The sequence below is a fragment of the Acetobacter pasteurianus genome (assembly GCF_009914215.2).
In the GTDB taxonomy this organism is placed as follows: Bacteria; Pseudomonadota; Alphaproteobacteria; order Acetobacterales; family Acetobacteraceae; genus Acetobacter; species Acetobacter pasteurianus.
On sequence record NZ_CP039846.2, the window covers coordinates 2,007,524 to 2,031,256 of the forward strand.

The following is a 23,733-nucleotide window of genomic DNA, read 5'->3' on the forward strand; positions in this document are numbered from 1 at the left end:
CCGGCGAGGCCGATTACGGAATGGGATGAAATACCCCCGGTGAGCCTTGATCCGAATACACAAGCCGGTTCAGCCTATCCACGCGCAAAGTGAACAGTTTAGGCAAATCATCTTTCGGGCCGGGGCAGGTGCCAGAATGCTTTTCCATAACATCAATGCGTGATGCTGTGGGGGCATCGTTTCCGTTTACCACAAACAGCAGGCAATCCGGCCGATCATGCGTCATGCCATTATGGGTGACCTTCAGGCGCAGGTGGCGTACCAAGGCTGTATCATCAAACCAGCTTGCGGGTTTGAATGTGTAGGAATCCACCAGCCGATCCAGCGTGCCGGTCTTGGCCAGCAGGATCATCATGAGGGAAAGAGGCAGAACGATTGCCAGCCGGCGCAGGATGTGTTGGCGCAGAGTGCGTTTTGCAAATGGCCCGCGACCAGTCATTTTGGGTGAGGATGTGTTCATGTCAGCATATCTTCGTGCCAAAGGGCACCATCACGCGCCAGCAGCGCACGGGTGGTTGCAGGGCCCCAACTTCCGGCAGGGTAGGGTTCTAGCGGTGTCAGGGCATAGCGCCAGGAATCCAGAATAGGTTCAACCCATTTCCATGATGCTTCAACTTCATCACGCCGGATGAAAAGGGCTGGGTCTCCCCGCACGGCATCCAGCAGCAAGCGCTCGTAGGAATCCTGATACTGCACGGCAAATTCGTTTTCGTAAGACATGTGCAGCGTCGCGTTGCGCACTCTAAACCCACCAGCACCGGGGTCTCGCGCCGCCAGCACAAGTGAGAGTTCTTCGTGCGGGGCAATGCGGATCACCAACCGGCCGGGAGAGGGCATGTTGGTGAAAATAGGCCAGACCTGCGGGCGGAACTGAATCACAATTTCTGTGGTTTTTGTAGCTAACCGTTTGCCTGTGCGCAGATAAAAAGGTGTGTTGCCCCAGCGTGCTGTACGAATTTTTGTACGAATGGCCACAAATGTTTCGGTATCACTCGGACGGCCCGTTTTCAGGTCTTCTACATAACCGGGAACATCTTCCCCTTTTACGCGGCCTGCGGTGTATTGCCCGCGGATAACGTTTTTGCGCACCATATCTGGTGTCATGGGGCGCAGGGCGTTGAGCACTTTCAGCTTTTCATTCCGCAAATCATCAGCGCGGAGGGAAGCTGGTGCATCCATGGCGACCATGCACAACACCTGCAAAAGGTGGTTCTGCACCATATCCCGTAACGCGCCGGATTTATCGTAATAGGAGCCGCGATCACCCACGCCTACTGTTTCTGCGGCGGTAATCTGCACATGGGCAATCGCTTCGGAAGACCACAACTGTTCCAGCGCGGGGTTGGCAAAGCGTAAGGCCAGAATGTTCTGCACACCTTCTTTGCCCAGATAGTGGTCAATCCGGTAGATGGCATCTTCAGAGAAGTAGCGGCCCACACCTTCATTGATTTCATTGGCAGATTGCAGGTCTGTGCCAATGGGTTTTTCAAGCACCACCCGCGTGTGCTGTGTGATCAGGTTATGCTGGGAAAGTCCTGCACAAATGGCGGAATACAGCGCAGGTGCCGTAGCAAAATAGAAAACCCTCGTGCGCTCTGCATCGGAGAGCGTAGCGCTGAGCTCCTGCCAGTGAGGACCGTCTTCCGTGGCATCAAGATACACATAGGTCAGAAGGCTCAGAAACTGGTTAAGTGTTTCTGTGTCTTTGGCAATGTCAGGGGCAAATTCGTGCAGGGTGGCGCTGCATAGGTTCCGAAATTGCTCGGTGGTGAGCTCAGATCTCGCCGTGCAGATAATTCGTGCTTCCTGATCAAATTCGCGGGCATGGAAGCGGCGCAAAAAAGCAGGCAGCAGTTTTCGGCGTGTCAGATCACCTGTCGCGCCAAAGATGACAAAGTCAAAAGGTTCCGTGCGGTTCACAAGAGCCATGGTGCAGGGTTCTCGCTGGTCAGCCGGAGGGGGATGCCCGCCGTAAAAAAGTCGTGGTTTGCGGGCAAAAGGCCCGGAACAGGAACAAGGTGCAGTGCTTATGGAAGGCCGCCCGCGTGTTTGCAAGGGGTTCTGATGTGCTGCATCATTGACCACATACACGTGGCGCGATAAGCCCGCGCTTCACTATCTGGCAATGTTAGCAGGTTCTGCCTGCGCAGTGTTGGGTGTTTGTATATAAATGAGGAGGCCGAACCATGGATGGCGAACGCATTTCCGGGGATGAAGATGCAGCTGTTGGCGGTATTGCCGCAGATCGGCTGAGAAGCATTATTGAGCGTGTTGAGCGCCTGGAAGAAGAGCGCAAGGCTCTGGCTGGAGATATCAAGGATATCTTTACAGAAGCAAAGTCTGCCGGGTTTGATGTAAAGGTTATCCGCCAGATCATCCGTCTGCGGAAGCAGGAACCGGCCGAAGTGGAAGAGCAGGAAACACTGCTGGATATCTACCGTCGCGCATTGGGTATGTAAAAGGCTAGTCGGGTCTATTTCCCATGATGTCTCTGTCTTTTCCTGATTGGATGCCTGTCTGGGGCCAGCTTCTGGTTCTGGCTTTTGGCGTGTTGTTCGGGCTTGCTTTTATGATGATGCCTTTTGCCGTGTTTGGGGTGAAAGGCCGGTTGGGCGAGATTTCTCTCCAGTTGGAAGAAATCCAGGCCGAACTGCGTGCGCAAGCCGTACGGGGTGCTCCTGCGTATCAGGAGCCTACCTTGTCTGTTGCAACGGAGCGAAACGGCAGAACATCATCCGGTGTGGTGGTGGAAGAGGTGCGTCCACCGGAGGTTGAAAAACCTCCGGTGGCACCTCGTGCAGTGCCCGTTTTTCCTGAACTGCGGACGCCTAAAGTTTCTGATGCGTATGAAGCGCGAGAGGAAGCCCCACCAGCACCGCCTCTTGCGCCAGACCCGGCAAAGCCGGTGGTGCGCCGCATGCCGTGGCATGAGCCAGAAGCCCCGCCAGCAGAAACTGGCGCAGAAATATTGCGTCGGCAGCGTGCGCCAGATGCTAATCAGCCACCGTATCGGCCTGATTTTTCACACGAAGCCCCGCGGGCTAACCCATCTGTTCAGATGCCGCGTATTGATGAGCATACTGGCCGCGCGGAACCTGTGCTGAACTGGCCCAGAAAAAATCCGGCAAACGATTAAGTTCTAGATCATGACGAGGTCATCACGATGGATGATCTCGTCCCGTCCGTGCCATCCCAAAATATCTGTAAGCTCGGTGGAGCGGTGGCCTGCAATGCGCCGGGCATCGTCTGCATCATAGGCGGCAAGCCCATGAGCCAGCACGATGCCATCCGTATTGATAATTTCTACCAGATCACCTTGAGAGAAATCACCTTTCACCCCAAGCACACCTGCTGGCAAAAGAGATTTGCCCTGCTGTAATGCGGTTACGGCACCATCATCCACCATAATTTCACCTGCTGGTGTCAGGCTGCCTGCAATCCACTGCTTGCGGGCTGTATGGGCGCAATCTTGCGGCAAGAACCATGAGCAGCGCCCACCTTCCAGCAAAGAGCGGAGCGGATGGGGCGTTTTGCCCAAGGCAATAGCCATGGCACAGCCCGAGCGTGTAGCAATGCCTGCAGCCAACAGCTTGGTACGCATACCCCCAGAAGAATAACCCGGCGGAGGTTCCCCCCCCATGGCTTCAATTTCCGGGGTAAGGGTTTCAATCACGGGCAGATGCTGTGCATCCGGGTTTGTGCGTGGGTCAGCCGTGTAGAGACCATCGATATCAGACAGCAGCACAAGCTGGTCCGAGTCAGTCATTTGTGCAACGCGGGCTGCCAATCTGTCATTATCGCCAAAACGAATTTCGGCTGTGGCAACGGTATCGTTCTCGTTAATTACGGGAACACACCCCATTTCCAGCAGGGTATTCAGCGTTGCGCGTGCATTCAGGTAGCGTTTGCGGTCTTCTGTATCTTCCGGGGTCAATAGAAGCTGGGCGGCAATAAGGCCGTGGGTCGAAAGGGCATTGCTCCATGCCTGCGCCAGACTGATCTGCCCTACAGCAGCAGCAGCCTGTTTTTCTGCCAAACGGAGCGCGCCACCAGCCAAACCCAATGTGTGCCGGGCAAGTGCAATAGCGCCAGAAGATACAACAGTAACAGCCGTGCCCTGTTTGCGCAGATACGCAATATCTGCCGCCACACTGGCCAGCCATTCCTGACGAGGAGCCTGTTTTTCTGGGTCCACCACCAGCGCGCTACCTATTTTAACAACAAGCCGTTTGGCATTGGTAAGGGAGGGGCTGGTGTATCCGGTCATGGATCAGTTCCGTAAAAGGAAAGGGGCTTGAGGGACCTGTGGGCAGTTCAGTGTTCAGGCGGGGTTTTTATCCGCGTTCTTGCGGTTTTCGGTTACCTGATTCTGAAGCATGCGCAAAAGCTCTGGCACACCCTGATGGGTTGCCGCAGAAATCAACACCACTGGTGCACCGCTGGCTTTTTCCAGCGCAGCGCGGCGGGATGATGCTTCCCGCGGGGTCATGGCATCCATTTTATTGAGTGCAATGATTTCTGGCTTTTCTGCCAGTCCGCCATCATATGCGGCAAGTTCATGCCGAATGGTGCGCCATGCATCTACAACGCTGCCAGCAGCACCATCAATAAGGTGTAGCAATACGGCGCAGCGTTCAACATGGCCTAAAAAGCGGTCTCCAAGCCCGGTGCCTTCATGCGCGCCTTCAATAAGGCCGGGAATATCCGCCACAACAAACTCTTCCGTCATGGAAAGGCGTACAACGCCAAGCTGAGGATGCAGTGTTGTAAAGGGATAATCTGCAATTTTGGGCTTTGCCGCGGAAACAACGGAAAGAAATGTAGATTTGCCAGCATTGGGCAGGCCAACAAGGCCGACATCAGCAATCAGCTTGAGGCGCAGCCAAACCCAGCGCTCTTCACCTGGCCAGCCTTTGTCAGACCGACGGGGAGCGCGGTTGGTGCTGCTTTTGAAATGTGCATTGCCGTAACCGCCATCGCCACCACGGCAAAGGGTGATGCGTTTACCGGCTTCGTCCAAATCTGCCAGCAGGGTTACGCGGTCATCATCCATAATCTGGGTGCCGATGGGCACCTTGATAATAACAGGAGAGGCTGCAGCCCCTGTGCGGTCAGACCCGGCACCGTTGCCACCTTTGCGCGCACGGAAATGCTGCGTGTAGCGAAAATCAATAAGGGTGTTCAGGTTGGGTACGGCTTCAAAAATAATATCGCCGCCACGCCCGCCATTCCCACCATCGGGGCCGCCGAATTCAATATACTTTTCCCGCCGGAAGGCTGTCACGCCATCTCCGCCATCTCCTGAGCGGACGTAGATTTTTGCCTGATCCAGAAACTTCATGACATACCTTACTCAAGTCCAGAACGCGAAAAAGGGCCGATCCTGAGGACCGGCCCCTGTTTCTGCTCCGGCCACACGGGAAAACGTGCGGTGGAAAAACCGAACTGCTTATTCAGCAGCGGCAGGCAGCGCATCCACAGAAACGTGTACGCGGCCTTCTGCACGGCGTTCGAAGCGAACGTTACCGTTAATCAGTGCAAACAGGGTGTGGTCTTTGCCAACACCAACGTTTACGCCAGCTTTCACCTTCGTGCCGCGCTGGCGCACGATGATGTTGCCAGCAATAACCTGCTCGCCACCAAATTTCTTGACGCCAAGGCGGCGTCCGGCGCTATCGCGCCCGTTACGGGATGAACCGCCAGCTTTTTTTTGTGCCATGACCTAAGTCCTCCGTGGTCTTAACCAACCTGAATCCCTAATGGGTTCAGGCTGCGTTGATTTCCTGAATGCGCAGAACGGTAACCGGCTGACGGTGACCATTTTTACGGCGGCTGTTCTGCCGACGGCGCTTCTTGAAGATGATGACCTTCTTGAGGCGGTCCTGAGCGATAACGGTTGCCGTTACCTTTGCGCCAGCCACGGTGGGGGCGCCAATCTGGGTGCTGCCTTCGCCGCCAACGGCCAGAACTTCATCAAATGTAACGGTTGCGCCGGCTTCAACTTCCAGCTTTTCAACCTTCAGCACCATGTTGGGCTCAACCCGGTACTGCTTGCCGCCGGTGCGGATAACTGCGTACATAAACTGTCTCTTCCGATCTCTGGATTCTCGCGGCACCATTCAGATACAGGCGAAAATTCTGGTCGCTTTTTCTTCTTTGGCTGCACAATGCGCGCAGCATGGTTCCATCTGTGTGGATTAGGGCGGCTTTTTAAGCGGTGAGGGTAGGGCACGTCAATAGAAATATGGGGTTCATACCCTTGCATGGGCTATAAAAGCGTGTCTATAAGCCCGCGATATAGGAGAGATGCCGGAGCGGTCGAACGGGGCGGTCTCGAAAACCGTTGTGCGCGCAAGCGTACCGAGGGTTCGAATCCCTCTCTCTCCGCCAGTAAATCAAAAAATAGCAAATAAATCAGTAGGTTATGGCGCAGCATCTAAATGCTCCCATCATCCGTCCCATCTTATGACATATGGTCTTCTGCGGCGTTGTGCGCCCTCCAGATAGGTCGGAACAATTTATGTTGGCAGAACGCCGCAGGTTCTGATAGAACGAAACAAGAATTCGCTGAGGAGCTTTTTCGTCTATCCCCCGACAGAACATCATATACGCCCTCTTAAGTAAGAACGCACTTCCTCCCCAAGACAGCTCCAATCACCCCCGCTCCTCGGCAAGGTGGTTCGACAAGACGGCCGGTGGTCGGCCGTCAGGCTTGCTGAGGAGTAAGTACGGTGCACGACATTCAGCTATCTGGCTCGATGGGGCGCTTTATCACCCGGATTGAGGCCGCAGAAATCTATCTGCGTTGTCACGTTGCGACGGTCGATCGATACGTCGCCGAGGGTGTTCTCCCGAAATACAAGTTTGGCCGAAAGACATTGTTTCTTCTGGAGGACGTCCTCAAACTGGTGATCCGCGCAGATGTCCCTGACACGGGCTCAAGTGGGTCTTCCCGTTTGCCGCGTCGTGGTCGGGCCAGTTCCCAAGCTCTGCCGGTGGTCTTGGAGACACTCGTTTTTGTTGTAATGGCTGTCGTATTACTGGTACGATTCATCATGCTTCATTATTGACCTGGATTAGGCAGGGGCGTGTCCTGATACACGCCCCCGTTGTTCGCCTTCACTCAGCCTTGGTAATTACAAGGTTTGGGCTCTGGCAAAAGCCTGCTCCAGACGTGTCGTCAGGACAGCAGGATCGCATACCTCATCAATGTGAAGGATCTCGACCGGAGCCGTCCCGACATAGCGAAGCAGCCGCTCCTCAATAGCATTGCGGAGTGTTTCGGCATTTGCTGAGACAGAGCGCCCGTCACGGGTAACAGTCCCCACGACTTCGACATAGAGTGTGGGTTTCCCTCGGACATAGAGCCCGAAGTCGGCCCGCGCCAGAACAGCACTTTCTCTGACGGACGGCTGAACCATCACGCTTATCGTTTGCGGACTGATGCGCTCGATCCGGCGATAAACTGCCAGTTCCACAAGGGATTCAATGCGATAACCTTTGATTCGGACATCCCTCTGCCAGGCAGGGAGTGTCGTATGGCGTTGGGTAACGGCCTGACGGAAGGCCTTCCATAAGGGTTTGTCGCGGTTGTAGCGGTCGACCAGAGCGCGACCGCCATCGCAGAATTCCAGCATCATCTGTGTTGGCGTGATGAGAAGCTCCTTTGACAGAGCGGCATAACGGTCCAGATCCTCCTCGCGGAAAAAATTGCGCGAGACCCAGTTCGGGAGGGTATTGTTAAAATGGTCGTTGATCATGACGATAATCCAAAAAGGGCACACGTCTCCCTCGGGTCCATAAGCCCGATGCAAAAACGCGCTGATTGTCAGGGAAGAAATAAAGTTGACGGCAGCCTGTTGCCGACCTGATGCGAAGTGCTCAGTCGTGCTGGACGGCATCACCGCTCAAGAGTGTGTCGGTGATGTGCCTGAACTTCCGACGAATGTGACGTGTCAGTACAACGGCTCCTTCAAGGACAGTGTTGTCGGCGTCATTGCCAGCGAGGCATTCGCTGAGCGCAAAATCCAGAAGACCATGCAATGCGACGATCTGCATGATGTCCGCTTCCTGGCGGGATGATAAAAATATGCGTTGAGACATGAAGATTCTCTCGTTCGATGTTGTAGAAACGAGGCTCATCTCCACACAATCCGATACATTTCAGAGGACGAAAAATCCTTTGGGGAATTGCGGGTATGAGACCTCAAAACGAGAAAAGACAAGAACTCTCGAAACACCGCTCAGGCCGTCATAAATAACGATCGGAATACAAGAATAAAACATCCCGAAATCAGAAATCCATATCCCATCCTTTGGCTTTTCCTGTGGCGGCTTGCTGTTCGAGTTCCTCCTGCGCTCTTGATATGGCGTCGCGCCCCTCCTGTGCGTTGTTGACGGCACGTCGGTCGGGTACAGGCTCAAGTCCATGATGAACGATAATTCTGAGTGTCTCTTCGGTTATGCTCCAGGAAACGCGCGAAAGGTTCCGGGCCAGTTTTTTGATCTCAACGTATCCTTCCACCACATGATTGTAGATCCTGGGATCCGGGATATGGACCGCATCCAGCAGAACTGCCGGGATGATGGCACCGGGGCGCTGCGGCATGTTGATGCGGAGTGTGGGAGATCCAGGGGATGCGCAGCCGTAATATCTGATCAGGCGCTCAAGTTCATCAGGGCGTCTCAGGCGGGCAGCGAACAATGCCTGAGCCCGTTCTCTTGCCTGAAGAAGAACCTCATCGTCACCGCGCGTCGCGTGGGCTGCTTGAGTCGCTCTCTGCCTGGCCAGTTCCACTGCCTTCTTGCGTCGGACCTTGTCCCGTATGCGACGGACCTCGTCCCGGTCATCCCGATGTGTTCTCGTCTGCAGCGGTGTCTCGCGGATCATGACCATGGCGTCCGCTTTCGCGATCGCATGTTGTGCTTCCTTTTTTAGGTTGAATGCGGCAACGCGTGCCCGCCCCCGGTGCTGGCGGGCGCGGACCAAAGCCTCAGGATTATGACGTCGGATCGGTTTCCGATCGATCCCTTGATCGCTTAGAGATCTCGGGTCGACCAGAGGCAGTCCCGCGGCCTCAAGTTCCCGATTGAGTTCGCAAGCCCATTGCGAGCGGATGCCGAAGACGATCTGTTCACGTTCCATGATTGGCCCCTTGCGCGTGTTTTTCCGGGCTCCTCCCGAGCCGGGGTGATTTGGTCGATACCGGGTGAAGAACTGGGCCTCCGGCCGGTTGAAGCTGTCGAGCGTTCGCGGGCTGACCAAGGCGTGGAAATGTCGGTTTTCTTCATAGTCACCGGCAACATCACAATGTTCGGCCAGCGTGTAGGGACGCCCCTGCGCCAGCGTCTGACCGAAGCGCTCCCGCAGTCGCGCAACGGCTTGCGGGCTCAGATTGCGTGGTACGGCGAGAATGAATGAGTCAGCGGCGTTGCCGGTTTCTCGTCGTTCCACTGCATCCCAGAACATTGTGGCTGACGATGCCCAGGCCGGAAGATTGCCGGACTCAACGGTAACGAGGTCGTCCCGATCTCGGTAAGCTCCTGTGCGGGTAATGTAATCTACGCGATCGCATAGTGCACTCGGACCCAAGTTTTTAAGCCGGAAATGGAAGTGCGCTTGGGGCTCCATGGGCTTCTTTCCGAAGATAAAAAGACACAGAATTCTGGCATGCCGAAGGCCGGGGTATGGGGGTTTCCCCCATCGCGCGACTTTATCAAATCCGAAGCCGTAGGCGGTAGGATTTTATAAAGTCACTAGCGTGCCTTTTCGGATTTAATTTCACCGATCACTGATAAAAGTAAGGGAGCACGAATCACTTTCCGCCCGAAGGATCGTTGGATGAATCAGAATAACTGGGGACATCCCAAAAATCAGGCGCTCATTGCCGAAATTCAGGGCACGGATATTACTGCGCTCAGAGGACGTCGCAAGAAAATCAAAGAAATTCTTGCGCTCACCGAATTAACACCGATCGACAAGGAAACACTGTTCGCCCTTCTTGAGGCTGAACGGCTTCGCGTTGATGCTCGTGAGGCTTCTGCCCGGGCAGCAAAAGTCGAAAAACGCTTTGAAGATCGGGTGCGGGCACAAAGGACACGGAGGCTCATTCTCTTGGGAGCCACCGTACGAGCGGCCGGCTTGCCTGAAACCAATAGAGAGTGTCTGCTTGCGGCATTGCTCATGGTAAAAAGGGAACTAGCTGGAAATGATCCTCAAAATCCATTCCCCACTCTGCCCCAGCCATATCTTGATTATGCGCGGGAGATCCTCTCCAAACAGAAGACGAAGCCTCAATTGCAGGCCAAGAAGCTGAAGCCATGAGATATTTCGCCTATTTGGAGGATGCTCAGGGTATTCTCCGCCAAGCGACGATCAAGTTCGACGGCACGCCCACTCCCTACCTTCTGTGCGCTCGAATTCGGGTTCTGATGCCAGAAGGCTATTTCTTTCTTCTCGTGGTTACTGACCGAGGCACTCCGGTGCTTGGTCCTCGTCAATTCGATAAGGTTCTTCGTACTGACGAGGGGATCGAAGCCCTCGCGAAGGAAATCGAAAAACGCTTGGTGTTTCGGCTAAATGATGACTGAAAGTATTGGCGAAGAGTCATATATATTTCCCTCCCACAGAGCTACGTCCAGTGTGTGCAAGGTTTTGGGCAGGGCCCTTGCCACCCTGCCTATGACAATGAGTATTTGCGAAATCAGGAAGGAACATTTGTCAAATTTCTTGGTATTCATTCGGCTCAATACACCGACTGACTCTGTTCAGGTAACTCGTGACTGCGAATTGGTGATGAGATGCACGGGTCTATTCGAGACGAAGACTGTTTGCGTATCTCGAACCGTATGTCAGTTGTGGTTCCGGCAGATTCAATGAAGGCATTACTTATAGGCGGTCTCTTGTTGCTGTCAGAGAAAAACGAAATGCAGATGATGAGTCCTATTCAGATTCCGTTCTAGTGGAGTGCACTATCCATTCTGGATGGCTCTTTAATCAAGGGGCTTCCAAGCGATAGCTTTTCCAAAACACGTATTTTTACACTTTGAGGGAAGCTCCGTATCATTTGGATGACTATCATGTGGCACGCAGTTGTGATATGCGCACGATAATACGAGATGATATGAGTAATAGTCTGTCTGCTTTCCTTGCTTATTAGAGCCGAGCATTGTTTGGTGAACCGCATTAGGTTGACTCTGGGACATCTCTGACTGTCATCTTCGAAGTGTTATTGTGTCGTAGCCGATGTCATTAGGCCACGTTTTGACCGATATGTCGTCAACGTGATGGCATTATCCAAACTCAGTGCAATATCTACCATTACACACCATGTTCACTCGATATCGAGAATTGAACTAACATACTGATCCAATTATCAGTTTGCGTGAAGCATCGGCATAATGCAAATTCGGGATGAGGATATATATTAGGAGGCAGACTCTCTGCAACTTTCGCAAGTTACAGAATGTCGTCATCGATCTAGCTTCCGATACCTCGATCTTCATCGGTGCTAATAACAGCGGCAAGGCCTTCAGTGAAGCAAACCTTTGCTTGGATGACCAGATGGTGGCGTCTGGTCCCGGATTACGAGCGCCGCATCGACGTATCATAGGCGCTAATCTCATGCACAGAAATGTTCACCCGTGATTTTCAAGACAAGCTCTAAGTTAACATTACAAAAATCTCACTTTTTAATTTTGCATATAATATTTTAGTGGTTTTGTTTTATTGGATAAAGTATAGTTCCATTTGCGGATATGACCAAAGACCAGAATACGATTGATAAGGAGGGGTTTATGCAAACAAATTATTTCGGCACTTTCCTTGATACCCTCAAAAAAAAAGAACTCGAACGTAATTCACGGGACGAGATATATGCTCGTAGAGACATGAACTCAAACTATGCTAACGATGTGTACATGGATATTCTCCGAATGATCGATAAAAATGGTGGGCAACTTTCAAAAGAAAAATTAGTAGAATTTCTTGTTTTTAATAAAAAATTTAATTTATCCCAAATAAATCATAGTTTTGATTTTTTGTCGAATGCAGCTTTGCTAAATGATGAGGGACGAGTATTGGTTCTTACTCCATTTGGTAAGAAATATTTGGATCAAAACATTTAAAATAATTTAATTTCAGGTATTTTTAATGTCTAGCTTTCTCTCGTTTTTGACATCTTGGTTGGTTGGTTCGATTTTATTTTGGGTGAGCCCCAAAAACTTTTTTTCAGAAGTTTTGCATGTTAATGGCTTAACTACTTTAGTCTGGATTGTATCTTTTTTAGTTTTATTTTTGTTTAGTTTCTTAATTAATAAAAATAAAGTTTTGAAGTTTCGTTTTTCTTTATTGCGTAATGGGGTGGTGTCTTTATTAGCGTTAGCTTTTTTTTCTATAATATTATATGCTGTTCTATATGAACCTAAACCAGAAAATATAATTTTTCTTTGGCAGAGCTGTTTTGTTGGTACTGTTTCTAGCTTAATCGCATATGGTGAATTGGCCACTCGGTATCGAGATGAACCTGTTGGAATTCTAGTATGCCCAGCTACCATGGCATATATATGCATAAATATGGCTTCAGGAATTTTTGCTCTTTATTTGGTAAAAGATTTAGCCCCTTTAGGAAGTACGTTAAAGCATAAACACTTATATGAAGCCCTATTGGCAGGATTTGGATCAGTATCATTTTTTAGAACGTCTTTGTTTACACTAAAGGTATCAGGTACAGACGTCGGAATAGGCCCTTCTCTTCTTCTGAAAAGTGTATTAGACTGTGCTGATCGGAGTCTAGACAGATGGCAAGCGGAAAGACGAGGTATAAAAATACAAAGACTCATGACCAATGTTTCTTTTGACCTTGCTAAAAAGGCCTTGCCTACAACATGTTTTACTTTGATGACGAATATTGATGATGATTTGCAAAAAAATGTTGGCGAGCACATTAATCAACTAGACGAAAAAGACCTTAATACCGAAGTTAAAAATAAAATATTAGGTGTTTATCTATATAAGTTGGTTGGGGATCAAGTGTTGGAAAAAGCACTTTTTCTTCTTGGAAATTCTATAAAAACAAAATAATTTATATTGATTATTTGATAACTAGGGCTCTATTAGAGCCTGAATTGCGAAAGCAGTTTGATTGATTTTCCGCAGACCTCTGCAGATATAGACGATCCTCAATATGGATTCCATCGGGACAATACTGGCGTAGTGACGAATAGGATCCGCCCGTCGCCACGCGGTCGATGAAGCCGAGATCCTCGAAGATCGCTATCGTCCGCGGCTGGATGTCTTTCCCGCGCGATCCGCTGAACGGCTGCGTGTTCTGCTCAATCAGTCGGAACGAAACCCCGCGTCGGGCGAGGTCAATCGCAAGTGTCGGGCCTGCGGCCTCCGCACCCGAGATCAGGACGTCTGTATCGAAGGACACTGGCAACTCCGCAAATCAATGTGTAATATTCACGTATATCAGAGCGGCGTCCAAGGTAACAAAAAGCATGAATAATACACATGATCCTAATATCCTGCGCGGACTGCATGCCGCGATCATCGATCTGGTCGATGAAATCAACCGGCTACATCGGGATGATCGACTGATCGAAGAAGCGGGCATTCCACTGGATCGCGCTCTGTTTCCGCTTCTGGCGCGCGTATGGCGTTACGGTCCTGTCGGTGTTGTTGAAACTCGCGGACCGTACAGGGCGTGATCATACGACGATCAGCCGACAAATGACCAGACTGGAAGAGCGGGGTCTTATCGAGCGCTACCCGTCTGCCGCGGACAAACGTGTTCGCGAAGCGACAGTGACTGGAAAAGGGCAGGAAATGGTCGATCTGCTGAATGCGGCCCGCCAGAGGCTGGCAAACCGCATTCTCATCGACTGGACGGATGCCGACCTCAATCAGTTACAGACACTTTTGCGACGTTTCACTGACGACTTGCTGCGATGATAAATCCAGAGAAAATCTGTCATCAGAATCAAACCGGTTGCTTCTCTCGTAAAAACTGCATGTGGTCTTCAAGAATGGAGCAAGCAGGCGACAAACACTTTCATAACAGACAGACTTATTCGCTGACACAAGTAGATTGACCAGTTGATTAGAAAGTGAACATTCTGAAAATCCAAAATATTAACTTCATGATTAATTATATGAGGTCTGCAATATGCGTGGCTTGTTAAATATGTCCGAAGAAATTTTAAATACAAATATACAGACCGCCAATGGATCACCGTTATCTTTGCCGGTTTCCAACACGAATCCTCTGTTTATTGTTGGTCCAAATGGCGCTGGAAAATCAGGATTATTGCACGATCTTTATATGAAAAATTCCGAAAAAGCAGTTCGTATTGTTGCCCATCGTCAGATGTTTCTTGCGTATGACGCGTCACCATTTTCGCCAGCAGAAAAAATTCAGAAGGAAGCAAATAGAAAAGGTTGGGATAAAATGCCAGATGCTCGTTGGAATGAAGTACTCCCAGCAGAGAGAGCCGGGCTAATCATTACGAATATAATTGATAAAGATAATGCTCTTGCTCGTGAGGTTCGTGATACCCTTGCTGCAGGTAATGAGCATTCTGCAAAACGATTAGCGGCAAGACTACCGCCACTTGGCGTCATCAATGAATTATTTGATAGTTCTGGAATCCCAATTGAATTATCTATTGACAATAATGGAGCAATTTCTGCCAAAAAGCGTGGAGGGGAAGCTTATAGCATAATGTCTCTTTCTGATGGGGAGCGGGCAGCACTAATTATAGCAGGAACTGTATTAACAGCAGAAAATAATTCTCTTGTTTTGATTGATGAGCCGGAACGGCATTTACATACATCAATAGTAACTCCTTTACTGTTACAGCTTTTTTCTCATCGTCCTGACTGCTCTTTTGTAATATCAACGCATGAGTTAAGTATGCCTGTCAGTTGTCCTAACTCAAAAATAGTATTGGTGCGTGATTCTTACACTCAGAATGGTATCGTAAACCGTTGGGATTTGGATATTCTTGAACCAGGAGCGGAAATTGACGATTCGACCAAAGAGGCGATAATTGGCTCACGTCGTAAGATGCTCTTTATCGAAGGGAATGAGAGTAGTTTAGACAAGTCACTTTATGAAATTTTATTCCCGGGGGTTTCTATTTTTCCCAGATCTACGTGTGGTGATGTGGAGCATGCCGTTGCAAGCATTCGTGACGCTAGTGAAATTACCTGGGTTCAGTCATATGGTATTGTAGATCAGGATCAGCTTTCAGAAACTAAGAAAAAAAGTTTAACTACAAAAGGAGTATTTGCCCTTTCAGTATATTCCGTTGAAGGTCTCTATTATAATTGGACTCTTGTGGAAATGATCGCAATGAGACAAGTGAGCGTTATCGGAGGGGATGTTACTCAGATGCTCGCCAAAGCACGTCATGATTTTCTGTCGGCAATATCTTCAAATGTTAACCGTCTTGCGGCTCGCATGACAGAACAAGTTGTTAAAGATCAAATTAGTTTAGGGATGCCTGATTGGAAAAAAATCCAAGCAGGGGAAAACGTAGATATTTCTGTGAACGCGCAAAATTATTATGCAGAAGAAAAACAAAATATTCAAAATTTGGTGGCGGCGAATGAAATCGATAAAATTATTATTCGTTATCCAATTCGCGAAACGCACGCACTGACGGCTATTGTTGGCGCGTTACAGTTTAAGAGTCGCCTTCATTACGAGGCTGCAGTTCGTAAACTGCTAGCTGAGGACGCTGCAGCAAAAAATCTACTTTTGAATCATTTTGGAACCCTTCCCGATGTTATCGGAACACGTTCTTCCATCGCTATGTAGATAGTATAACCTCAAACCGGACTTGCTGCTTTCTCCCCAATTTCGGTCATTGTTTGATCGGCTGGGAAGCAATAGATCGCGCGTAAGATATATGTCAATTTTCAACTATTTTTTGTGTCGCGATGTCGTAACGGAAAAGGTGGAGCTTTCCTTCCTCAATCAGTTTCACCGCTTGGCCGACGTGCTCAGGCAGCACATAAAACCATTCTTTCGGGGATATTTTTTTTCCGAGTCGGTCCACAATGAATAACTCTGCGGGGCGCGCAGATATAAAAAAGCGATGCAGTAGATACTCAACTCTATGGCGAGAGAGGTTCTTTAGACTATAGGTCGCCACGATTTCCACAGGAGCCAGCAGGAATGTTGGATCATTGCGGGCGTCGGCCACACGACGGGCAACATCTTGGCTAGTGACACCGATCTTGTGTAAAATCATACGCTTATCCCGGATCGCAGGATCCTCTGAGCGCGAACGGGCGACGTATATCGTACCAGACAGTTCGATTTGGTCATTCTCCCATTCTGGATCAACAGGACCAAGGCCCACTTTTTGAACTGTCCGTGCTGTCTTGTCTTCCGATAACGACTTCCGGAAGGATGACATTAAGGGATCACTTTCGGTCCCATTTGAGAAGATGATCCTTAAGCGATGATCACGTGAACCGCCTCGGGACGTCATCTCGGATTTCTCGGCAATCATAGCGAGCAAACCGTTCCGAATGAAAAAATCCCCTTCTATGGGCTCAATAACTGCCCATTTTCGTACAGCTCTTGCTTTTCTTTCTCCGGTCTCGAGGGCCTCTTGTACCATTTCAAAGCGTTCCCGAAACTTTTCAAAGTCTCGACAGGGTACGAACTCGGCCCGATGATCAGGTGTAACCCGTTCAGCCGAAGGTGTAGTGTGTTGGAAAGTGATTAACGAGGGATCAACATCCAGATCATCATCGTTAAAGATATCATCAAGGCTTTCTGGGATGGCTTCCTTGGGTACATCATCCTCCCACGAGTGGGGGGGGGTGATCGACTTTTCGTCAAGAAGACCTAGACGGTCCGCTGCCCTCATTTTCTCGGTGGGTGATGCTTTCACAGCTTGCCAGGTGATTGCGAGCTTCATCTCATCATGTCCAAGTGCATCCGGATCAGGCAAACGACTATTCTGCTCGACAAAACGAGTGACATCCAGCAGCACCATAATACCGCGATCTGTGGTGCTACCACTTCGGGCACTTCGTTGTTTCAGATCCAGAAGGCCGAATTCGTCATGTTCGGCGAAGATATCGTCCAAAGAGGGCCGGCCCATTAGCGAGCTGCCTCGCGCAGGCGTTTCGCCTTTTCGGCTTTCAGCCAGGCAAGCGCTTCTGCCATACGCTTTTCCAATGTGTTGGCAGAATTGACGTTGGGCTCACGCCCTTTTGTCGCACGAAACGCTTTAATGCGTGGCCACAAAGTCCGAGCCTCGTCTCCGCTCATATTAACACGCAACGCGACCATGGCTGACTGCACATGAGCGAGGATCTCGGCATTTAATGATTTGGACGCGACTTCGAAACGCTCTTGAAAGACATTGACGCGATCAATCAATTCGATATCGATATCGCGCACATTGATGAATTTCTTCACCATCGCCAGAAGGGTGTTTGGGGCGCTGTCCGGCTCACCCTCACTTGCATTGTTCGCTTCTTCTTTTGCGGACTTGGCTTCGGTTGGCGGAGCACCGAGCACGGATTGTGTCCCTGCAATGTCCTGTTCGGCTTGTTTGCGTGCTAATGTCAGTAAGTTCATATGTGTCGCTAGATGTTGGCGAACGGATTCAGTCTCTTCCGTATCTAATGTCTCGTAACGTCTTTCAATGATGTCCGTCAGCACCATCTGGGTTGCGACTTCTGGAGCTGTTTCCGGTGAAAGTACGCGGCGGTCCATTTCCTGATAGACGGTTGCCATCAGGTCGTTCATGTCCTTCTCACAAATCGCCCTCGCGCGGTCTGTAGGTGGCTCCATCAGTCCCTTGATCCCGATCGTGACATTGCCTTCCTCGTCCGTGCTCATCGGTGCGCGAACGTCTCCATCTTCCCGACGGTAGAATTTCAGGTTCGGGGCCAAGACCTGCTCCATTAGCAGCGAACCTGAGATCGCTTTCAGCATATCATTCACGGCATCGGTCACTACGCCGGTTTCAACACCCGGTTCAGCGACAAGGTTCGTGAATAAGGCTCGTGGTTTCCCTGGAGCATCACGCGTTGCACGGCCAATAATCTGTACGATCTCGGTAAGTGACGAGCGATAGCCGATGGTCAGGGCATGCTCACACCAAACCCAATCAAACCCTTCTTTCGCCATGCCGAGCGCGATGATGATATCAACCTTGGCCCGATCAGCTTCATCATCACGCTTACCATCCGGCCCTTTAATCTCATGCGACAGAGCAGCCTTTACGGCATCGCGGCCGGGGCCATCATCCACCAAATCTGCGATCTTCAGCAGGCGACCTTCTGGTGTACGCACAAGGTCAAAGCCCGTCTCAGGGTCTCGCCCTTCATGCTTACCCAAAAAGTCGAGTATCCGGCCAACTTCATTGAACTTGTCATCAAACGCTTCAGACGATCCACGATGTGGGATATGAATAATCGTCTTTTGATCAGGGTTTAGAACCCCCTCAAGGCCGTTAACGTAGTTTCCCTTGTAGAACTCGTAATTAATGCCGAGTGCCTTAAGGAAAGTGTAGCTCTCCAATTGCTCGTAATAGCTGTAGGTGATTTTGGTGAAGCGGTCTTCATCCTCTTCTCGCAGCACCGGATCTGAATCCCCGCGGAAGTAGCTTCCCGTCATCGCCATGATATGACATTCACCACGGGTGATTAGGTTTCGTAGAATAACGCCGAGACGGTTGTTGTCTGACGCCGAGACGTGATGGAACTCGTCTATCGCAATAAAGCACCGATCAAACGTACCAATGCCACTGGTCTCCATGACAGCGTCAACGCCGAACCGGAAAGTGGCATGGGTGCATATCAGAACCTTTGCATCGCTTTGCAAAAAGTCCTGAAATGCTTTCACTTTTTCTTTGCTCGCATCATCTCCCGTCAGGCAGAGGTTCCAGCGCGGCTCGACTTCCCAATTCGCCTCGAAGCCGTAGTTCATCAAGTCGGTGGAACGAAAAGAGCCACCGATTGAGGTTTCCGGTACGCAGACAATAGTTTTTTCCAGTCCCTGATGACGGAGCTTATCGAGAGCCACAAACATCAACGCACGGCTTTTGCCCGCAGCAGGGGGCGCTTTTAGCAGCAGGAACTGCGCGGCACGGGCTTGATAGGTGCGGGCCTGCATCGGGCGTTGTCCCAGCGCGTTTGTTTTTGAGGTGGACGTGCCGTAGGTAACGTTGAGCATTTCAACCATTGATCAGGCCTTTACTTTCTTTTTGGAAGCGGCTTCGAGTGTTTTGACCTTGGCGGCATAAAGCTTGAAGAGCTTTTCCAAACGTTCTGTATCGTTGCGGAAGGGACGGCCGATATACATATTCTCCAACAACTCATCGTTTTCACGGTGCACGGCGCGAAGATCGTCTGGCATCTTGTCTGGATCGTACAAATCCGCGATCGTTTTGGGATAATGGGAATAGCGGCATTTCAGGATACGGCGGGCTGAGGCCGAGAGGGTCTCCAACTGCTCGTCCGTGAATTTCGGCACTGGGAAGGTGTTCCAGCCGAGTGTATTAGAATAACGGAAATCGGACTTTAATTTACCGCAGACTGTGGCGATCCAGACGAGATGTAGACGCGAGGCGATGAGCGCAATGCACCATTCGGGAGCATCATAGAGAACCTGATTCAGGTTCGATGAAATGACGTCAGCGCCTACCCACTCCACGGGGAGGTAGGGACGACGCTCGGAGGTTACGCTGGGAACGAGGATGGCGTGGTTTTTGGCAACGCCTTGTATTTGAACAAACCTGTGTGGTTGATCAGCGAAATCTTGCGTAGACTTTGCGGGGCTATCGCGGCGGCTTGCAGAAACAGCATCCAATCTTTGGGCAATAAACGGAGACAATCTTGCGTGTTTTACATCTAAGTCATTGATCCACAGAACATATCTGTGCACTCCCTTAACGACTTCTTCTGCTCCCATATATTTTCTAACGTATTTACCAAATCCTTCGCTAACAAGTTTTGAGCTCTCATCCTCAGTAAGTATCAAAAATCCTCCGTCACGAGGCATATTCCCAAAGAGCATTTCCGGAAGATTAAAAAGGTTTTTCCTCTCAGACTTAACAAATATATTTGGTCCATCGATTAAGTATGCATTAATATTATCAGCGCGGGATTGATGATCACCGTCAAAAATCTTTTTAACGCTAGCGTTTTGATTGCGAATTCCAATTATAACGCACATGACTGCAGCATTGGACGTCGCATTATTTTTCCATTTGAATGTTTGATGTGCAAATCCAATTTCTATGCCGTTATTTAAAATGTGCGGCCATAACGTAGAAGCTGTCGCTCCTTGTGCTATGCTATTGGTTGAAACAAGTGCAGCTGTTGCGTTTCGGTTTCGAATATAATTCGCTGATTTTATATACCAAGCACTTACGAGGTCTAGCGCCTTATGGTTTTTTAGATGGCTATTGAAAACCTGCGCCATGCTTATCTTTTGCTGTTCGTCTAGTTGACGCCCTCCCAGAAATGGCGGATTTCCCGCGATAAATACCTCTTCGCCTTTAACCGGCGGCGGACACACTTCTTCCCATTCAAGCCGAAGGGCATTGTCTGTATGAATGTGGGCCGCATTCTTTAGTGGCAGAGCTGCAGGGCAGCGTCCAAAAACTGCCTTGAAACTCGCATTAGCCTGATATTCTGCAATAAACAGCGCCAATTTGGCTGTTTCAGCGGCAAAATCAGTGATTTCGATGCCGTAGAAATGGTCGATCCTGATACGCGAGAACATCTCGCTGGTGCCCATGGCGTTGCGGCCATCAAGTTCTTCCAAACGCTGCATGATACGTGTCTCGCGGGCCCGTAGTTCCCGATAAGATACGACAAGGAAGTTCCCGGATCCGCAAGCTGGGTCCAACACGCGTATGCGCGACATACGCTCTAGTGTTTGCTGAAGCGCACGGGTGCGGTCCCAGCCTTTATGGATCTCAGCATCAAGATCATTGAGGAAAAGTGGCCCAATTACCTTCATGATATTCGGCACTGAGGTGTAATGCATCCCTAGTTCAGCCCGCTGCTTTGGATCCGCAACGGACTGAATCATGGAACCGAAAATATCTGGGTTGATTTCACGCCAATTCAGCCTACAGGCTTCACAGAGATAACGGAACGCTGAGGTGTCAAACTGCGGTGCATCAATTGTGCCAGCAAACAGGCCGCCGTTTACGTATTCCAGTTCGCCGGTCCACGCAGGTAGGCCTGCGCGCTTGTGCTTTGGGAGATTCATCGCCTGGAAGGCTGCAATAATGACCTTATGCGCTTCTTCACCTTTGTCGCCTGCATAAGTGAAGATCAGACGGGAGAACTGGTGTTCTGGGAAGATGCCGACATCTTCGGAAAACATACAGAAAATCAACCGCATCAGGAGTTGGTTCATTTCATGACGGCGTTTGTCTGTTCCCCAATCGGGGTTTGCTCTGATCAACGCGTCATAAAGTTTGGCGAGTTTACCTGTGGCTTTTACATCGACTGGGTTTTCCTCAATTACGCGGTAGCGCTCTTTGCCCGCCGCGGGAAGGAAGAAGCCGAACTGGTTTCCTAAATCAGTGAAGGCGCAATGCAGTGTTTCGCCTGAGGCCGTATGCTCGGCCGCAATCATCTCACCATCTGTTGCGAGCAGGATGGCTGGTTTGGTAGTTTTCGTCTTCTTTGAAGCCCTCAGTTGGTCTAAAATAACATCAATTTGCCCTGTTGGAGCAGGCGCATAGTGAAACCTCTTGCCGAACAATACCCCGCTGGGGAGGTCAGACTTATTGGTAGAACCGTTGCGGAGTTTGGATATCGCTGCCTGAGCGGCATCGGTAGCTTGAGCAAACGCAAAAGGAAACTCGTTTTCGTCAAAGTCCGCATCAGCGATCTTGGCCAAAGCATCGTAGATTTCAGTCGGGTTCATGTAAGATCTTGGCGTCCAGTGTGGATCATTAAAGTCGAAAAATAAGTAATACTACTGCAACCATCGGACACATGTGACAAGTCAACTCTGCTAAATCAGGAAATAGCGGCAGACAGCCGCAATCGTGACCCGAAATTGGATGTCGGCGCTTCCCGCAAAGCAGTCTGTGCTTTCTACATGCTTCTGAGGCAAAATTTCTCCCATTGCCTCATCATTTCCTGTCGTTTGCTGAACAGATCGCCGCGCCGGTATGCGGCTTCGACCTTATTTCCAATGGCATGCGCAAGCGCCATTTCTGCTACTTCTCTAGAGAAATCTGTTTCCTCTGCTGCCCAGTCGCGAAAGCTGGAACGCAAGCCATGAATGGTCACGTCTTTCGTGCCAGCGGCACGATGGAGTGCCTTGGAGATAGCAACGTCACTGAGCGGTGATCCGATTTTGCCTCCGGGGAAAATCAGACCATTTGCGGAGGGTAGGGGACGCAGTATTTCCATTCGTCGGAGCACGTTTATGGCGCTGGTCGTCAATGGCACGCGATGTTCCCGTTTTGCTTTCATGCGTTCCGCTGGAACCACCCAGATTTGCTTTTCGAGGTCAATCTCAGACCACCGTGCGTGACGCACTTCACCAGAACGCGCAGCCGTCAAACAGAGAAAGCGGACGGCAAGAGCTGCAGAGCCGTCTTGTCGTCCAAGTTGTGCAAACACAGAAGGAAGATCGCGATAGGGAATAGCCGGATGGTGCACGACTTTCGCCACGGCTGTTGGTTTGGGAAGAATGTTGGCAAGATGACCGCGCCATCGCGCTGGGTTGTCGCCTTCGCGCCAGTGATGACTATGCGCATAGTCAAGAATACGTTCAATCCGTCCGCGAAGGCGGCTGGCTGTCTCTGTCGTGGTTTCCCAGATCGGACGCAGTACGGCTAAAACATCCTCAGTCTGGACCTGACCAATTGGCCGGTTTCCCATGAGGGGATAGACATGCCGACCGAGAGAACTACGCCACATAGGTGCGGAACGCGGATCTTTCCAGGCAGGTGTCTGTTCCGCAATATAGTGTTCAGCAACTTCCTTGAAGGTTCGCTCCTTGGTGGCACCATGCTTTCTTTTAGTCTGTTCCTCCAGGGGGTCTCTTCCCTCTAACAAAAGACGCCGAGCGTCGGCGGCCTTGCTACGCGCTTCGGAGAGAGGCACGTCACGGGCTGGACCAAGTCCCATCTCTCGGCGCTTGCCAGTCAGAGGGCTTTTATAACGAAAGGTCCAGGCACGCGTCTCGCCACGGATCGTAATCCATAGGTTTCCGCCATCGCCATAGACACCATCTTTCAGGCTGGCGATCTTGCGCACGGTCAACTGGTTCGGCGGAAGCTTGCTCATGGATTTACAGTCCCATCTTAAATCCCACCTTACATCATGCGGTTCGGTGCGTCTATCTGCGGCGTCGGGTGGTGTAGATATGGGTTAATAGATTGTTTCTAATTAAAAAATATGTCTTCAGGCATCGTAGGGCATCCTAGTGTTGGCGGACTCTCTCTCCGCCATCCTGCACATGTCATCACTTAAATTTATATCACAGCGCATTGCTGGGGCAAAAAGCGGCTGGTTTGCGCTGTGTCGCAGATTGCATTGGTTACGCATGCAGTTACAGCAATGCAGCGCTGCTTTTTCTCTTATTATTCGAGAATCTTCTATTTATATTACAAAAACAAATAAATTATTGCAGGAAGAGGCGCAGTCTTCCTGATTTCTGACTTTTTAATGCTTTTGTGTAGGCTCTATCTTAACGGATGGAGTCTATTTTTTTGCGATGT

26 protein-coding genes, 1 tRNA gene and 2 pseudogenes are annotated in these 23,733 nt (G+C 50.4%); 15 read left to right on the plus strand and 14 right to left on the minus strand.

Annotation, left to right across the window (positions count from 1 at the left end; genetic code table 11):
• Positions 1-13: 13 nt before the first annotated feature.
• Both FCN51_RS22890 and zwf read right to left on the minus strand, forming a co-directional pair.
• Positions 14-460, minus strand: a complete 447-nt coding sequence (locus tag FCN51_RS22890) for a hypothetical protein (RefSeq protein ID WP_003628480.1) — start codon at positions 458-460, stop codon at positions 14-16.
• Positions 457-2,091 (minus strand): glucose-6-phosphate dehydrogenase, encoded by a 1,635-nt coding sequence (zwf, locus tag FCN51_RS22895; RefSeq protein WP_160256957.1) that lies wholly within the window; start codon positions 2,089-2,091, stop codon positions 457-459. The genes FCN51_RS22890 and zwf overlap by 4 nt, the downstream gene beginning before the upstream one ends.
• Positions 2,092-2,186: 95 nt before the next feature.
• On the opposite strand from zwf, the gene FCN51_RS22900 reads away from it, so the two are divergent.
• Both FCN51_RS22900 and FCN51_RS22905 read left to right on the plus strand, forming a co-directional pair.
• Entirely contained in the window at positions 2,187-2,459 is a 273-nt protein-coding gene (locus tag FCN51_RS22900; RefSeq protein WP_003623048.1) for a DUF2312 domain-containing protein, read from the plus strand.
• Between the two features lie 23 nt (positions 2,460-2,482).
• Positions 2,483-3,136 (plus strand): hypothetical protein, encoded by a 654-nt coding sequence (locus FCN51_RS22905; protein WP_160256958.1) that lies wholly within the window; start codon positions 2,483-2,485, stop codon positions 3,134-3,136.
• A gap of 3 nt (positions 3,137-3,139) precedes the next feature.
• Here the strand turns inward: FCN51_RS22905 and proB are convergent, their stop codons facing one another.
• The 4 genes from proB to rplU form a co-directional block, all read right to left on the minus strand.
• Positions 3,140-4,267, minus strand: coding sequence for a glutamate 5-kinase (gene proB / locus FCN51_RS22910; protein WP_160256959.1), 1,128 nt, complete (start codon positions 4,265-4,267; stop codon positions 3,140-3,142).
• Between the two features lie 54 nt (positions 4,268-4,321).
• Positions 4,322-5,341 (minus strand): GTPase ObgE, encoded by a 1,020-nt coding sequence (gene obgE / locus FCN51_RS22915; protein WP_050818284.1) that lies wholly within the window; start codon positions 5,339-5,341, stop codon positions 4,322-4,324.
• 108 nt (positions 5,342-5,449) lie between these two features.
• The gene (gene rpmA / locus FCN51_RS22920; protein ID WP_003623041.1) at positions 5,450-5,719 is read right to left on the minus strand and encodes a 50S ribosomal protein L27; all 270 of its coding nucleotides are present in this window, start codon (positions 5,717-5,719) and stop codon (positions 5,450-5,452) included.
• A 46-nt stretch (positions 5,720-5,765) separates the two neighbouring features.
• A complete protein-coding gene (rplU, locus tag FCN51_RS22925) occupies positions 5,766-6,080 on the minus strand; it encodes a 50S ribosomal protein L21 (protein ID WP_003623027.1) in 315 nt (104 codons plus the stop codon).
• A gap of 220 nt (positions 6,081-6,300) precedes the next feature.
• Between rplU and FCN51_RS22930 the strand changes: the two genes are divergently transcribed.
• Together FCN51_RS22930 and FCN51_RS22935 are read left to right on the plus strand one after the other, a co-directional pair.
• Positions 6,301-6,390, plus strand: a tRNA-Ser gene (locus FCN51_RS22930).
• 341 nt (positions 6,391-6,731) lie between these two features.
• The gene (locus FCN51_RS22935; RefSeq protein ID WP_201762573.1) at positions 6,732-7,070 is read left to right on the plus strand and encodes a helix-turn-helix domain-containing protein; all 339 of its coding nucleotides are present in this window, start codon (positions 6,732-6,734) and stop codon (positions 7,068-7,070) included.
• Between the two features lie 66 nt (positions 7,071-7,136).
• Here the strand turns inward: FCN51_RS22935 and FCN51_RS22940 are convergent, their stop codons facing one another.
• A complete protein-coding gene (locus FCN51_RS22940; RefSeq protein ID WP_236661248.1) occupies positions 7,137-7,760 on the minus strand; it encodes a hypothetical protein in 624 nt (207 codons plus the stop codon).
• 127 nt (positions 7,761-7,887) lie between these two features.
• Between FCN51_RS22940 and FCN51_RS22945 the strand changes: the two genes are divergently transcribed.
• Positions 7,888-8,082, plus strand: a complete 195-nt coding sequence (locus FCN51_RS22945) for a hypothetical protein (protein ID WP_160256960.1) — start codon at positions 7,888-7,890, stop codon at positions 8,080-8,082.
• A 211-nt stretch (positions 8,083-8,293) separates the two neighbouring features.
• On the opposite strand, the gene FCN51_RS22950 is transcribed toward FCN51_RS22945, so the two are convergent.
• Positions 8,294-9,631 carry a MobA/MobL family protein gene (locus FCN51_RS22950; protein ID WP_160256961.1) on the minus strand — a complete coding sequence of 446 codons (1,338 nt, stop codon included), beginning with the start codon at positions 9,629-9,631 and terminating at the stop codon, positions 8,294-8,296.
• A 210-nt stretch (positions 9,632-9,841) separates the two neighbouring features.
• On the opposite strand from FCN51_RS22950, the gene FCN51_RS22955 reads away from it, so the two are divergent.
• From FCN51_RS22955 to FCN51_RS22965, 5 genes and pseudogenes are all read left to right on the plus strand, one after another.
• Positions 9,842-10,324 (plus strand): conjugal transfer protein TraD, encoded by a 483-nt coding sequence (locus FCN51_RS22955; protein ID WP_160256962.1) that lies wholly within the window; start codon positions 9,842-9,844, stop codon positions 10,322-10,324.
• Positions 10,321-10,590: a hypothetical protein gene (locus tag FCN51_RS22960; protein WP_160256963.1), complete on the plus strand. Its 270-nt coding sequence runs from the start codon at positions 10,321-10,323 to the stop codon at positions 10,588-10,590. The genes FCN51_RS22955 and FCN51_RS22960 overlap by 4 nt, the downstream gene beginning before the upstream one ends.
• 823 nt (positions 10,591-11,413) lie before the next feature.
• A pseudogene (locus FCN51_RS27135) lies at positions 11,414-11,479 on the plus strand (hypothetical protein); the annotation flags it as partial.
• A 55-nt stretch (positions 11,480-11,534) separates the two neighbouring features.
• A pseudogene (locus FCN51_RS27140) lies at positions 11,535-11,647 on the plus strand (IS5/IS1182 family transposase); the annotation flags it as partial.
• A 110-nt stretch (positions 11,648-11,757) separates the two neighbouring features.
• Complete coding sequence (locus FCN51_RS22965; protein ID WP_160256965.1) at positions 11,758-12,126, plus strand: hypothetical protein; 369 nt, start codon at positions 11,758-11,760, stop codon at positions 12,124-12,126.
• A 12-nt stretch (positions 12,127-12,138) separates the two neighbouring features.
• On the opposite strand, the gene FCN51_RS22970 is transcribed toward FCN51_RS22965, so the two are convergent.
• Positions 12,139-12,555, minus strand: a complete 417-nt coding sequence (locus FCN51_RS22970; protein WP_160256966.1) for a hypothetical protein — start codon at positions 12,553-12,555, stop codon at positions 12,139-12,141.
• Between the two features lie 19 nt (positions 12,556-12,574).
• Here FCN51_RS22970 and FCN51_RS22975 point away from each other — a divergent pair, with 19 nt between their 5' ends.
• Positions 12,575-13,081 (plus strand): hypothetical protein, encoded by a 507-nt coding sequence (locus tag FCN51_RS22975; protein ID WP_160256967.1) that lies wholly within the window; start codon positions 12,575-12,577, stop codon positions 13,079-13,081.
• Between the two features lie 10 nt (positions 13,082-13,091).
• On the opposite strand, the gene FCN51_RS22980 is transcribed toward FCN51_RS22975, so the two are convergent.
• A complete protein-coding gene (locus tag FCN51_RS22980; RefSeq protein WP_236661251.1) occupies positions 13,092-13,433 on the minus strand; it encodes an FAD-dependent monooxygenase in 342 nt (113 codons plus the stop codon).
• A gap of 67 nt (positions 13,434-13,500) precedes the next feature.
• On the opposite strand from FCN51_RS22980, the gene FCN51_RS22985 reads away from it, so the two are divergent.
• From FCN51_RS22985 to FCN51_RS22995, 3 genes are all read left to right on the plus strand, one after another.
• Positions 13,501-13,710: a hypothetical protein gene (locus tag FCN51_RS22985; protein WP_236661254.1), complete on the plus strand. Its 210-nt coding sequence runs from the start codon at positions 13,501-13,503 to the stop codon at positions 13,708-13,710.
• A gap of 22 nt (positions 13,711-13,732) precedes the next feature.
• A complete protein-coding gene (locus FCN51_RS22990; RefSeq protein ID WP_236661256.1) occupies positions 13,733-13,954 on the plus strand; it encodes a MarR family winged helix-turn-helix transcriptional regulator in 222 nt (73 codons plus the stop codon).
• 232 nt (positions 13,955-14,186) lie between these two features.
• On the plus strand, positions 14,187-15,824 hold the full coding sequence (locus FCN51_RS22995; protein WP_160256968.1) for an AAA family ATPase: 1,638 nt from the start codon (positions 14,187-14,189) through the stop codon (positions 15,822-15,824).
• 94 nt (positions 15,825-15,918) lie between these two features.
• Here the strand turns inward: FCN51_RS22995 and FCN51_RS23000 are convergent, their stop codons facing one another.
• The 4 genes from FCN51_RS23000 to FCN51_RS23015 form a co-directional block, all read right to left on the minus strand.
• Positions 15,919-17,124, minus strand: a complete 1,206-nt coding sequence (locus FCN51_RS23000; RefSeq protein WP_160256969.1) for a GIY-YIG nuclease family protein — start codon at positions 17,122-17,124, stop codon at positions 15,919-15,921.
• Positions 17,124-19,217: a DEAD/DEAH box helicase gene (locus FCN51_RS23005; protein WP_160256970.1), complete on the minus strand. Its 2,094-nt coding sequence runs from the start codon at positions 19,215-19,217 to the stop codon at positions 17,124-17,126. The genes FCN51_RS23000 and FCN51_RS23005 overlap by 1 nt, the downstream gene beginning before the upstream one ends.
• Positions 19,218-19,220: 3 nt before the next feature.
• Positions 19,221-21,923, minus strand: a complete 2,703-nt coding sequence (locus tag FCN51_RS23010) for a class I SAM-dependent DNA methyltransferase (protein ID WP_160256971.1) — start codon at positions 21,921-21,923, stop codon at positions 19,221-19,223.
• A 173-nt stretch (positions 21,924-22,096) separates the two neighbouring features.
• Positions 22,097-23,299 carry a tyrosine-type recombinase/integrase gene (locus FCN51_RS23015; RefSeq protein ID WP_160256972.1) on the minus strand — a complete coding sequence of 401 codons (1,203 nt, stop codon included), beginning with the start codon at positions 23,297-23,299 and terminating at the stop codon, positions 22,097-22,099.
• Positions 23,300-23,441: 142 nt separating this feature from the next.
• Between FCN51_RS23015 and FCN51_RS23020 the strand changes: the two genes are divergently transcribed.
• Positions 23,442-23,666, plus strand: coding sequence for a hypothetical protein (locus tag FCN51_RS23020; protein ID WP_160256973.1), 225 nt, complete (start codon positions 23,442-23,444; stop codon positions 23,664-23,666).
• The last annotated feature ends 67 nt before the right edge of the window (positions 23,667-23,733 follow it).